The organism is Sphingobacterium sp. UBA7253, assembly GCF_002472745.1.
Taxonomy (GTDB): domain Bacteria; phylum Bacteroidota; class Bacteroidia; order Sphingobacteriales; family Sphingobacteriaceae; genus Sphingobacterium; species Sphingobacterium siyangense.
Genome location: NZ_DKSP01000219.1, coordinates 37032 through 50543, shown reverse-complemented (window position 1 = coordinate 50543; position 13512 = coordinate 37032). Strand labels below are relative to the sequence as shown.

6 protein-coding genes are annotated in these 13512 nt (G+C 45.4%); all 6 read right to left on the bottom strand.

Annotated elements, in window-relative coordinates:
• Nucleotides 1-227: 227 nt before the first annotated feature.
• The gene (locus B2X72_RS22500; RefSeq protein WP_158638804.1) at nucleotides 228-2672 is read right to left on the bottom strand and encodes a glycoside hydrolase family 2 TIM barrel-domain containing protein; all 2445 of its coding nucleotides are present in this window, start codon (nucleotides 2670-2672) and stop codon (nucleotides 228-230) included.
• A gap of 4 nt (nucleotides 2673-2676) precedes the next feature.
• Nucleotides 2677-3612, bottom strand: coding sequence for a hypothetical protein (locus tag B2X72_RS22495; protein WP_145327427.1), 936 nt, complete (start codon nucleotides 3610-3612; stop codon nucleotides 2677-2679).
• 49 nt (nucleotides 3613-3661) lie between these two features.
• The gene (locus tag B2X72_RS22490; RefSeq protein ID WP_145327428.1) at nucleotides 3662-5290 is read right to left on the bottom strand and encodes a RagB/SusD family nutrient uptake outer membrane protein; all 1629 of its coding nucleotides are present in this window, start codon (nucleotides 5288-5290) and stop codon (nucleotides 3662-3664) included.
• 12 nt (nucleotides 5291-5302) lie between these two features.
• Nucleotides 5303-8440, bottom strand: a complete 3138-nt coding sequence (locus B2X72_RS22485; protein ID WP_286851543.1) for a SusC/RagA family TonB-linked outer membrane protein — start codon at nucleotides 8438-8440, stop codon at nucleotides 5303-5305.
• 27 nt (nucleotides 8441-8467) lie between these two features.
• Nucleotides 8468-11332: a TIM-barrel domain-containing protein gene (locus B2X72_RS22480; protein WP_286851542.1), complete on the bottom strand. Its 2865-nt coding sequence runs from the start codon at nucleotides 11330-11332 to the stop codon at nucleotides 8468-8470.
• Between the two features lie 182 nt (nucleotides 11333-11514).
• Nucleotides 11515-13512, bottom strand: a 1998-nt coding sequence (locus B2X72_RS22475; RefSeq protein ID WP_286851541.1) for a hybrid sensor histidine kinase/response regulator transcription factor, incomplete at its 5' end; no start/stop codon positions are given.

The window sequence follows — 13512 nt, the reverse complement described above, 5'->3', positions numbered from 1 at the left end:
CGCTCTTCCGATCTTATAAATATCTTCACGAACATTTATCAAATTATTTCCTTTTTAGGATATATTGTACTTACCACAGTCTTTTATCGGTAATAATGGAGAAACAACGTCTTTAACAAATTGCCGATAGCACGATACAACAAAAAGACAAGGTCCTACCATGGTAAAACCTTGCTCTTATTAGTGAACAAAAAACATACAGATCCGGCGCAGAACGGGGGCAATAGCTAGTTGGCTTCAAGCTGAATAACCCCCGAAATTAGTCCTTCACCTTTTGCCCTTACCCGTATTTCACCTTTGTTTTTGCTCGTGACAATCGCCAAGGCTTTACCATGAAAAGCATTGCGAGAAGCTGATTGGAAGCTTGTCAGATCCGTCGTATTGCCATTGTCTGTCGCCACAATTTTTGCACCGTCTCCCTTCACCTCAAATTCGATTTTATCGTCTGCATCAGGAACGATCGTACCAAACTCGTCCACGATATAGGCATGCACAAAGGAAAGTTCTTTGTTTGCCGAATTGAAAGTCAGGTTTTCTGAAGACAATTGTATACGATGCGCTTTTGCTGCCGTACGGATCGTTTTACTTAGCAGTTTCTTGCCACCTTGAAACGATATTACTTCAATCTCCCCTGGTTCAAATTCAACGGCCTTAAATACAAGGTCGTACCGGTCTGGGTCTCTGGACTGCTCCCCTATCTTTTTACCGTTCAGATAAAGCTCCACCCGGTCAGCCTGATTAAAATACACGACGATATCTACCCGGTCACCTTGCTTCCAATTCCAATGAGGCAATACATGTAAGATCGGCTTTTCTGTCCATACGCTTTGATACAGATAGTAGACATCTTTCGGAAACCCGGCTAGATCCACAATACCAAAGTACGAACTTCGTGCCGGCCAGGTGTACGGTGTGGGTTCGCCGAGATAATCAAATCCCGTCCATACATACATCCCAGCAATATGGTCATACCTTTCCATCAACCTCAAGCTTGTCTGATGATTTGAACCCCATGGTGTGAATACATTGTCGTAAGCCGATATGTTCCTGTCTTCATTCCCGCCAGAAAAAGGAATATCCCATCGTTCAGGCCACATGCGGCTAGAATCATAAGGAACCAAATCATACGTTCCGCGGCTTTCCAACGCCGAAGTGCTTTCCGTTACGATAAACTTCTTTCCGGGGTGATCCTGTGGGAAGCTTGCCCATTTCTTATGGTTATAGTTGTAGCCAATCAGATCTACCGCCGAACTCATCAGCACCGGATTGGCTTTGGAGAGCTCATTATTGGCAATGGTGGTTGGACGTGTGCCATCTAGACTATCGACGATTGCTGCCAGCGCGATCGGAATCGCTGTACCATCAGCTTTGGAATGCCATTGCTCCTGCGCTTCATTGCCCAGGCACCAAATAAACAGCGACGGATGATTCCGATCCCTTTTGACATGGTCAACAAAGTCCCGCTTGTACCATTCGTCCCAGTATAAATGATAGTCATAAGGGTTTTTATGCCCTTTCCAGACATCGAAAGTTTCACTCATCACGACAAAACCCAAGCTGTCGCAAAGGTCCAAAAACGCTGGAGCCGCAGGGTTGTGTGAGGTGCGTATCCCATTGACCCCCATTGCTTTCATGATGCGGAGCTGACGTAATGCTGCCGACGTATTGAATGCCATGCCCAAAGCGCCGAGATCACTATGTAAACAGACACCCCGGATTTTAAGCTGCCTCCCATTCAGTATAAAGCCCCGTTGCTGATCGAAGCTAAAATTACGTAAGCCAAATTTCGTAAGCTGTTCATCTAAAACCCGACCATCAACAATAAGTTTAATTTTTGCAGTATATTGATAGGGATTTTCAATACCCCATAAGACGGGATTTTCGAGGACTATCTGCTGAGCGATGGAGTACAGACCTGCTTTGACAGCGCTCAACATGGTACGTTCGCTTGCGACAACAGCACCTTGAGCCGAAAGAACCTCTGTCAGTAGCGTAATCTTTTTTGATTCCTCAAGGTTATGCTCAATTTCCAGGGAGAGATCCACGACAGCACGTTTCTCACTGAGCTGCCCAGCTCTTATGAAGGTACTGTTCGTTCCTATGCTGACTGGATTCCGGCTGATTAATTTGACATCCCGATAGATCCCCGACCCCGAATAGAAACGCGAGTTGGGCTGATTCTTATTGTTTACTTTTACTGAAAGCAGGTTGTCTCTACCATCCCAGTATAAATAAGGGGAAAGCTCATATTCAAATCCGATATAACCATTGGGTCTTTTTCCTAAAAAATGCCCATTGATCCAGACTTCACTGTTTTCGTACACACCTTCGAATGCAATAAATATCCGTTGCCCGTACTCAGCCTGAGCCAGCTTAAACGTTTTTTGATACCATCCTACGCCACCATCGAGGTAAGCAGCCCCGCTACCTGCGGGGCTGTTTTCTCTAAATGGCATTTCGATACTCCAGTCATGGGGTAGATCGAGTTTTCGCCAGCCCTCTCCTTTTCGTCCATGGCCATATTGCTGGCTGCTGTCCAGTTTAAACCACCAGCCCCCATTAAAATCAATAACCTTTCTGGACTGTCCCCTTAAGGAGACCGTCGCCCCCAATAACAGGAAGAGCAGGATCATCATTCGGCTATATCCTGTGTGAAATAGTCGCTTCAACATAGGCTTATTTAGTCTTATTGGTATCCGAGGCATTTTCGGTCAAACTCTCCTTGTAGGCCTTGCTGATAAAATTAAAGGTCAGCATAGCTGCTCCGTCGTTCGAAAGCACAGGATCCCGCAATACCGCCAGTTGCATCGTATTCTCGGTCAGCGACATAATACGGACATCGCCCCAGTCGACAACGATCCCATCTTGTGGCTTTCCATGTAAAGGCGAAGCGCCGGTCATACGGATGGTTTTCTTTTCGGTATCGATATTAAAAGTCCCCTTCTGGACTTTCCCCAGCATAGCATGATTCACATTGATGTTTGCACCGCCTTTCAGATCAAAAGTCATACTTCCATAATCACCGGCAGGCATAAGCCAGCTATTGCCTTTCCAATCGGGTTCCCAGCTCCAGCTATCGCTATTTAAAGGCGCGGCTGTTTTATTGATGCTTCCCCACCAGTCACCGGTGCCGTAAAAATACATTGGACCTTTAAAGTAGCGGGAAATACCCTCAGCATCCAGATCGAGGTACCAGGTTTTCTCTTCCCCTGCCCCGCCCGTCAATAAGCTCCAGGTCTCGTCACTGATAAACTCGGCATACATCTGATCGATTTTAAATGTCACAGGCTCGCCATAGACAATACCACCACGCGTCTCGACACCAAATTTAACGGTGTACTCACCGGGAAAAGGCATTTTCAGGGTTACCTTTTTCTCCTGACTCCGTCCTTGTGGATGTTCCCACAATGGGGTGTATTTTGAATCCATCAAGCTGGTTAAATACACAATATTGGGATTGCTGGCGTCATGTTCAACGATAAAGGCCTTTCCCTTCTCCAACTGCGCCGAAGTGACATCAATGTCTCCCAGTGTATAATTCTCGGGAGAACAGGCTCCAAAGAGTACCATCGCCGCAAAAAAGCAGATGGCATATGTGAATATCTTTTTCATGTTTGTCTAGTTATAATTCAACCAATAGTAAGTCCTAGTATACCTGTGTTTAGTTCCATCCAGCATTTTGCTTCAGTACACCATTGGATAAGGTAATCTGCTTGTTAGGTATTTGCATAAATCCTTTCGTTGTCAAAAAACGCTCTTTAGTCACAGTGACCTTCTCCGGTACAGATCCACTGAGCACATCTTCGGTTGTTTCCAGTGTAGCGGCGGCATTATTCAGCCCCTGCCGCAATACATCCCAATAGCGGATACCTTCAAACGCAAATTCAAATTTTCTTTCCTTCAGAATATTGTTTTTTGAAACTGCTAGCGACACAAAATTGGTCTTATACGCTCTTTTCCTTACCTCGTCAAAGTATTTCTGTGCGTTTGCGGAACCAAGTTCTGCCGCCATAAGCAAGACATCAGCATAGCGGATGACAAAGTAATCCTGGTCTTGGGACAGTTGCATATCCTTATCCCCTCCAGTATTGGTGGTGCCGTCCGGCAATGCTGTGGGGGCGTATTTTTTTATGGTGTAACCTGTATACTCACGCTGGTCTTTCAGATCAAATCCCGTGATATTCTCGCCATCGATATCAATAATTGAGGCAGTTTTGCGTGTATCCATGTTGTCAAACTCATTGAAGAACTTTTTGCTTACCGTACATGCCCCCCATCCTTGGCCATAAGGCGACCAATTTTTACCGCGCAAGCCCAGAAAGACGACCCAGCGGTTGCCGTCAACATAACCGTTGTAGTTCGATGTATTGTTGAATTTCTGTGCAAATACAACCTCAGCATTTCCCTTACCGGCATATTTGGAGATATCTAGCGTATTATTGCTTGCATTGGGGATATAACTCGCTGCCGGCCACAGATTTTTAAAATCTGCCACCAGCGCAAACTGGCCGCTGCTGATAACTTCTTCGAGTCCCGCCAGGGCTTCGACCTTGGAGACACCGATATCTTCGCCGCCATAATAGCCTGCATAAAATAGATAAACACGGGCCAGTAGCGCTTTAGCAGCAAATGGAGTTGCCCGACCATCATTGGTTGCCGCAGCTGACTTGGGGTAAGCTGTTGCTGGTATATTGGCAGCCGCAAATTTAAGGTCTGAAACAATCAGTTGATAAATCGCTTTGGGGTCCGACTGTGGAATATTCTCATTGGTCGGGCTCGTTAGCAAAGGGATGTTTTCGAATAGACGGACGAGATCAAAGTACATGGTGGCCCGCAGGAATTTCGTTTCCCCTTCGATACGCGCCCGCGCTGTTGTGTTGCCTGAAAAATCAGTGCCGTCCAATTTTCCCAATAGCGTATTGCAGCGAAAAATTCCCGCATAGTAATCAGACCAGGTACCATCAAAGATATTATTGTCCGATTGGGACTGCGCAATATCAAAACGGTCTATTGCCTGAAATGAGCGACCGTCTGTTGTACCTGTTCCGCCAAAACAATTGTCGGCGGCCACCTCTGCTGTCAGATAGAAAGACTGGCTCCCATTGGAGGTCGTCCGTTGATAACCATCATAGCAGCCGACCAGAGCCATGTCGGCATCGGCTACCGTTTTATAAAAATTGCTTTCCAAAACGCTTGTCATCGGTTCGACATCCAAAAAACTGGATGAACATGATCCTAAGATTAAGGATCCAAATAACATGGAATGATAGATATAGCTCGTTTTTTTCATGATTTCTTGTGTTTAGAATTTAACATTTAGGCCAAATAATACAGTCCTTGGTCTTGGATAGTAACCGAGGTCGATACCCGATACCCAACCATCTGTTCCATAACCAATCTCGGGATCCATCCCATCATATTTGGTGAACGTCAACAGGTTTTGACCTTGTACGTAGAAGCGGATCTGATTAGCATACTTCCATTTGATCAGTTTCGACAGATCATAACCTAAGGTCACATTGCTGATCCGAAGAAAGTCTCCATCCTGAATATAAAGGTCTGAAAACTGCCAATTGACATTAGTTTCCGTAACACGGGGGATCGTACTGGAAGTACCTTCCCCGGTCCATCGGTCTAATATTCGTGTGGTATAGTTTGCTTGTTTATTGGCATGATTGCGGTAAGACTGTACAATTTTGTTTCCAAGGGAACCATAGGCATTCACCGAGAAATCAAATCCTTTATAATCCAGTCCAATATTAAATCCATAGGTAAAATTAGGCATGCCCACGCCCAAATTTGTCTTATCCGAGGCATTGATAATACCATCGTTATTCTGATCTACATATTTCACATCGCCCGGTTTTACATCCGCTTGAAGGATACCTTTTCCGGCTGTTTTCCAGGCGTCGATCTCGGCTTGGTTCTGGAATAGACCGTCTGTTTTATACCCCCAGAAGTAGCCAATGGGCAGGCCGTTTGCGGCGCGGTAAAATTCTTCCGAGTTATCGTATAACATGGCTGTCTGTCCGTGGATAATACCATCTTCTGTTGGTATCTGTCCCACCTTATTTTTGTTATAGGCACCATTTACCCCAATGCGATACTTGACTTCATTGATCTTATCCGCCCAATTTAGTCCCAGTTCCACCCCTGTATTCTTCACGTCACCGCCATTGATAAAAGGGGGCAACGTTCCGGTTGTCGCCAAAACAGGCGCTGTAACCAACCAGTTTTTCGTCTTTTTGACATAAAAGTCGGCAACAACATCCAGACGGCTGTTCGCAAATTTGGCATCAAATCCGATATTGGTCTGTTCGGAAGTTTCCCAGGTCAGATTCGGATTGGATAAGCGGCTCGGATAAGCCCCGGCAATATTATTGTTGCTCGTTCCAAAGACATAATGTGCGCCGGGGTTGGACGATGTAATGCCTGTTGAGGTACTGATTGGTGCCGCATATTGAAAATCAGCGATATCCTGATTGCCCACTTGCCCCCATGAAGCGCGGAGTTTAAAGAAGTTTACAGCCGCTAAATGTTCTTTAAAAAACTCTTCCGAAGAAATTACCCAGCCTGCCGATACCGAAGGGAAATATCCCCAGCGGTTGCTGCGCGAAAATTTAGAGGATCCATCTGCACGCAATGTAGCATTCAACAGGTACTTTTCTTTATAATTGTAGCCTAGCCGTCCAAAGTACGAGACCCTACGGGTGATGTTCTCAGGTTTTCCAGACACCGTACGCGTTTCAACGACGTTTCCTTTTTCATCCAGGTGTGCCTGGCCTGTAGTATTGTCCAGGTAAGCATGTGCAAAATCATTGAACTGCGAAAGCAGATTCCAGTTGGACCCCGAAAGGTAAGTTCCCTGGTAACGTAGCGATTCCATACCGACCATCGCCGAAAAGCGATGATCCGTATTGATATCAAAGTCATAAGAAGCTGTATTTGTCCAGGTCAGCGTATGACCTTTGCTCATGTTCTGCGAGGTTGTTGTATGATCTTGGTTGTAGGTGTAGATGGAGAAGCGGTATAAGGGCGTAAAACTTCTGTATTCTGAAGCATAATAGTTGAATCCCAGCAATGACCGCACCTTTAGGCCTTTGATCGGTTCGATTTCCGCAAAGATATCGGCCAATAATTTTTGGCCATCATTGGCGTTGTTCGAATTGGTCATCATCACCCCATATGGATTGCTGTCCCCATTGTACCAAGGTGAATTGGAAGTATCATTGAAAGGACTTCCGTACAAACCGTTGTCTGAATACACCGGTGACAAGGGCGAAGTGGCAAACGCACCACGCAGCGTATTGCTGTACTGATTGCCGACACTGATGCCTCGATTTTTGATGTAATTAAAGTTGAGGTGCTGACCTATTTTCACAAAGTTATCGAAGAGTTTATGTTCCGAATTCGTCCGGAAACCATAACGCTGATAGTTGGAAACATCTTTACCACCGACAATCCCCTCCTGACCAATATAATTCATCGATAAGGCGTAGGTGGATTTTTCAAAGCCGCCGGTCAGGGCAACATTGTAATTGTCCATTTTTGCATTATCCTTGAACATATAATCCATCCAATTGGTATTGGCCAGACCGTCCATGCCGTTAAAATCAATCACCGCGGCCCCCGAATTCAGCGATTGCTCATTCATGATCAGCTTGTACTGATCTGCATCCAGCAATTTTGCTTTACGCGAAACGTTCTGAATACCCGTATAGCCATCAAACGACAGCACGTTTTTTCCCGCAGCGCCCATTTTGGTGGTGACCAGGATAACCCCATTGGCAGCCTGCGAACCATAGATGGCGGCCGAAGCTGCGTCTTTCAGTACGTCGATAGATTGGATATCGGCCGCATTCAAGACCGAAATATCACCTCCCGGAACGCCGTCGATGACGTACAAGGGGCCCGAATTACCGATTGTTCCCAACCCCCGGACGACGACCTTCATATCTGCTCCCGGCTGACCGGAAGTTGATGTAATGGATACACCCGGTGCTTGTCCCTGAAGCGACTGCAGCGGGTTCAATTGATTGCGCTTCTGCAGTTCTTCACCCTCCACCTTCAAATTGGCTCCTGTATTCAGTTTTTTCTTTTGTACACCGTAGCCAATGACTACCACCTCTTCGAGATCGGAAGCTTGCGGCTGTAGGCGGATCACCATATTGGGACCAGTAATTTTAACTTCCTCCGTTTTGTACCCTACGTAAGTAATGGTCAATACAGTCCCTGTGCTGGCTGCAATAGAAAACTTGCCCGATTCATCGCTGCTCGTTGAAATCTTCTGATTCTTTACGCTGATACTCGCGCCCCCGATCGGCAATCCTGAATCAGCCGAAACAACCGATCCGGTGAAGGATTGTGCCCAGACCAAAGAGGTCACGCTGGTCATGACAACGACGGCCATGCCCCTGCTCAACAATTGTTTGCTTATCATATGTCTTGATTTATAAATTGGTTTTTATTATTTTAATTTGACCTGCAAGGCTTTACCTGCATAGGTTACCACTGTAGATTTTGCTGATGAAACATCCAGTCCGACGGCATTCCTGTCGCTGACAAAAATGATATTGAACTTTCTTTTGGTCAGCATGCCGTCGAAATCTCCCTGACGGCTGGCCAAAGACAGTATCTGTTCAGAATTATCGTAGCTGAAATCAATGCGGCTATATTTCCCTTTTTCATAATTATAATTGCTCCCTTCGTCTTCATAGAGTGAAAACTGACCGTCTGCTCCGGCATAGATATAAATATCCAGCACATCCGGCTTTTTCTCGGCCGTATACTGCATGACAGGTCCAATGGGCACTATTGCTCCGGCTCTGACATAAACAGGGATACGTTCGTATGGTGCTGCAATAAGCAGATCCTGCCCGCCTGCTACCATCTTGCCACTGTATAGATCATACCAGCTGGCTCCTTTTGGAAAGTGTATCTTGCGTGAGGTTGCTCCTTTTTCTGTGACTGGACTGACGAGCAAGGATGGCCCCCAAAGGTATTGGTCGTTGCTGTCGAATCCATCTTTGTCCTGCGGGAAATCCATGGCAAGTCCACGTATCATCGAATAGTCCTCAAAAAAAGTCTTTGCGGCAAGACTGTAATTATAGGCCAGTAATTTATACCGTAGATTGATCGCATAGGTCATGCTTTTATAGGCCGGATGATCCACAGGAGCGATATTATACGGCTCACGGTAGGGATATTGTCCATGCGCCCTGAACAAAGGCAAGAATGCCCCGTATTGGTACCAGCGGCTATTCAGCTCGCGCCACTCCTCCAAGTCTGCCGCATTAGGTTTGTGAAACCTATTTTCAACCAAAAAGCCACCCGCATCCATGGTCCAGTAAGGTGTCCCGGACATCGAGAAATTGATGCCCCCGGCAATCTGATCTTTCATGTCATGCCATCTCGAAGCAATATCGCCGCTCCAGGCCGCCGCAGCATAGCGCTGCTGCCCTGCAAAAAAAGATCGCGTCAGAATAAATACCCGTTTGTTAGGATCTGTTTCACGCTGGCCCTCATAGATACCCTTGGCATTTTGCAAAGGGAACGCATTATAATAGCGAACAGATGACCCTATACTCGGCTGAAAAACCGATTTACGCTCATCCAGATCAATATTGGAGTGAATATCTGGTTCGCTGGCATCCATCCACCAAGCATCGATCCCAATTTTGAACAGGTTGTTGTCCAACAATTTCCAGAACCCATCGCGTGCCGCTTTGTTGAAAGGATCATAAAATGTCGAGGTATAGCCCTTTCCGATCCAGTCTTTTCTGCCATCATAAATATTTCGTGGATAGATCCATTTGTTGGCTTTAAATTCTTGGTATACGGAAGACTCTTCATTGATTTTGGGCCAGGCCGAAATCATGATCTTAAAGTGCTGATCATGCAGCTTCTTCACCATGGCCTGAGGATCTGGGAAACGCTTTACATCAAATTTCTGGCTCCCCCAGTCATTTTCAGCCCAGTAAGACCAATCCTGCACAATATTGTCGATTGGAATCTTACGTTTGCGAAATTCAGCTGCGACCGCTTCAATTTCCGCTTGCGTCTTGTAGCGTTCTCTGCTCTGCCAAAATCCGAAGCTCCAAAGCGGCATAATCGGTGCCTTGCCGGACAAGTGGCGATAACCTGCAATGACCTCATCCATTGATGCGCCCTGAACAAAGTAATAATCTATGGCATCGCCAGCTTCCGAATTAAAGGAAAATACGTTTTTACGCACTTCCGGGATAGGACTCTGCCAGTTTAAGGTAAAATAAGACTCCCCTCCATCTGGTATCCATTCCATGCGGATCTGGTGGGTCTTATCTTTCTGGAGGTCTCTCTCAATCTCAAAGGTACCTGCATTCCAGGATTGCCGCCAGCGGTCGGCGACCAGCTCCCCATCAATCCAGACTTTCATATAACCCGAATATTTAAAATGCAGCACATGTTTGCCTGTGTAGGGCGAAGAGAAACTTCCGGCATAGATGACTTTGCTTTCGGCCAGATTTACGCCTTTTGGAAACTTGTGCTGATCTGTTAGGTAGCCATAGTCAATGATCGATTCCGGTCGGGATAGATAAACCTCTTCGCCCTTGTTCCGATTTACATAGGTTGCTGTGAGCCAGCCCGGTTCACCTTCTTTTGACTGTAGTTTAAAAGCATTTAAGGGCAATAACGGTCTCACGTCGCCCGCTTTTGTGATGGAGTAATTGTGCCATAAAATACCATAGTTATTGGTGGACAGTAAAAAGGGGATTCCGATTTCTGTATTATATTGCAGCAGCGAAACCTGTTTTCCACGGTTATAGTTCATCACCGCATTCTGATGTTGGCCGAGTCCGTAGATCCCTTCTTCAGCATTGACAATAAAGTCTTGGTTAATGTGATAAAATGCATCACCTTGATAACTATTGGCTAAGAAAGAACTTGAATTCCGCTTTGCTTCTTTAAGGATGGATTGCCCCTTAAGATCAAAAAATTCCACGTTACCATTCATCAAGGAAACAACTGCCTGCATATTGGCCGTTTGTACATTTACCGTCGAGTCTGTCGAGCTTACCGCGAGTGATTTTACTTGCCGGCGCACTGAATCGACGATCACTAAGCTTGTTTGTCCCGGTAAGACTGCACCAGCCGGAACAGCTGTGACACGCACAATCTTGTCGGTTACGACATCCAAATAAATATCCTGATCAATGGAGGTCTCCGAATTTTTGAAGCTGACCTTAATACCGGAAGGCATTTTTTCATAATGAGCTTTATTGGCTTGGCTAAATCCCTGCTGCACGATTGCGAAGAGCATCAAACCACTTAAAGCGTACGTTAAGTTGCGCATTTAAATAAGATTTATTGGTTATTATATTCCCTTGGTTATTACACGTCCTTTCCTATTGAAAGAACAGATCAAATATAGAATGCAACCGGTTGTATAAGGGGTATGTTTTGTTAACTTTTAGGGGTTATTTTGTTAACTTATGCGGGAATACTCGCGGGCAACACTATCGATAATTCACTTATTTACAAGCTTTTTCGATAAAAAGACGGCAGGTTACCAAATGCAGATTTAAAATATTTGCTGAATTGTTTCGGATTTCCGAATCCTACTTCATAAGCAATTTCAGCCATCGATAATTTCGAGTTCTGAACCAGATGCATGGCACGCTTGAGCCGAATATGTCGGATGTATTCCATCGGTGAATAGCCTGTGATGGCAAGCACCTTTTTATAAAGCCCTACGCGGGTGAGGTTCATTCTTTTGGCTAGCAGTTCGACAGAAAGCGAAGAGTCACTGAGATCCTGCTCAATTTCCTTTACAAGCACACGGATAAACTGTTCATCAGCAGATTCGATATCGGGCTGCGCCAGATTAACGTTGATCTGTTTTTTATACCGTTTTACTAACGTCTGCTGCTGATGGAGTATCTGCGCCAATTTTGAACGCAGCAGACTGATATTAAAAGGTTTGTTGATATAATCTGTTGCACCGGCCTGTAAGGCCTCCAGTTCGATCTTCTGATTGACTACCGCAGTTACAATCAGCACAGGGATATGGACCAGCTTAGCCTGGGCTTTTATAAAGCGGCAAAAATCCAGTCCGCTCTCTCCAGGCAGGCTGAGATCGGTGATGACAAGATCGACCTGCTGCTTGCTTAGGGTCAATTTTGCATCATTAATACTTTGTACAGCGTAAATTAGGTAGACCGAACTCAGGGTCCGCTCCAAGTAATGAAGGAAGTCAATATCATCTTCCACCAATAAAATAGCGGGTTTATCCTGCTTACTGCTTTCGACGGGATCGGCGCTCGCTATGGCCTTATTTATGGGCAACTGAACATTAAATGTCGTCCAGTGCGCATTGCTGCTCAGCCTGATATTTCCACTCAAGAATTCGACATAGTCTTTGACAATAGAAAGCCCGATGCCTGTACCCTGATTCAGTTTTCCATTTGGCACATCCAGTTGTATGTAACGTTCAAAAACGCGGGCTTGTAAATTTTCGGGAATCGCTATACCCTGATTTTGAACTTCAATACACAGTATCTTTTCTGTTTCTTGTTCAGTGATTTCGGCATTGAATGTCACAATACCGGATACTGGGCTAAATTTGACCGCATTTGACATCAGATTGAAAATAATGCTTTCCAATTTGTTTTTGTCAAACCAGGACAGATATGTGTCTGGAGCGATATTGACCTGCAGCGAGATCTGATTGCTTTGAGCTATCCCGGCAAAGGCATCAAGCTGTTCGCGGATAAATCCCATGAGGTCCCCATATTCTTCGTTCAGTTCAAGTTCACTTTTCTCCAATTTTCTAAAGTCCAGCAGCTGGTTGACCAATTTAAGCAGACGGTCTGCATTCTTCTTGATTAAGTTTAGGTCGGCTTTTTTTTCCGGATGCTGCTCTTCATCCAGCAGCTGCTGTGCTGGAGTTAGAATCAAACTGATCGGAGTCCTGAATTCATGGCTTATATTGGTAAAGAAACGTGTTTTCAACGCATCCAATTCCTTTGCCTGTGCAGCTTGCTCTTGTGCGAGATAGAGTTGATTACGCGTCCTGACACGCAGTTTTGTCAAATAAAAATAAGCCCATAGGACGACTAATATCAAACAGGCATAAAAAAGAAAGGCCATTGTTGAACGCCAAAACGGTGGCTGTATATCGATTGTCAAAAGTAGTACACCATCTGACCAGCTACTTGAATCGATAGCATGCCGAATATACAAGCTGTAGCTGCGCGTGTCCAGATTGGTAAAACTGGCCCGCATGGTTCCCGGTTCAAAATCAAACCATTCATCACTTAGACCAGCAAGCTGATATTGATAGAGTCCATTATGTTGCTGTAGGTAGTCAAAGGTCGAGAACTCCAGCGAAATGGCATTGAGGTTGTACGGAAGCCTCAGTTCCTTAAGATTATTCAGGGCTTGATCGTAAATGACCCGGCCCGAAAATTCTTCACCTACGGCGACCCGCTTATTGAATAAATAGAGATTGGACAAAAGCGGCAAGATCAGTTC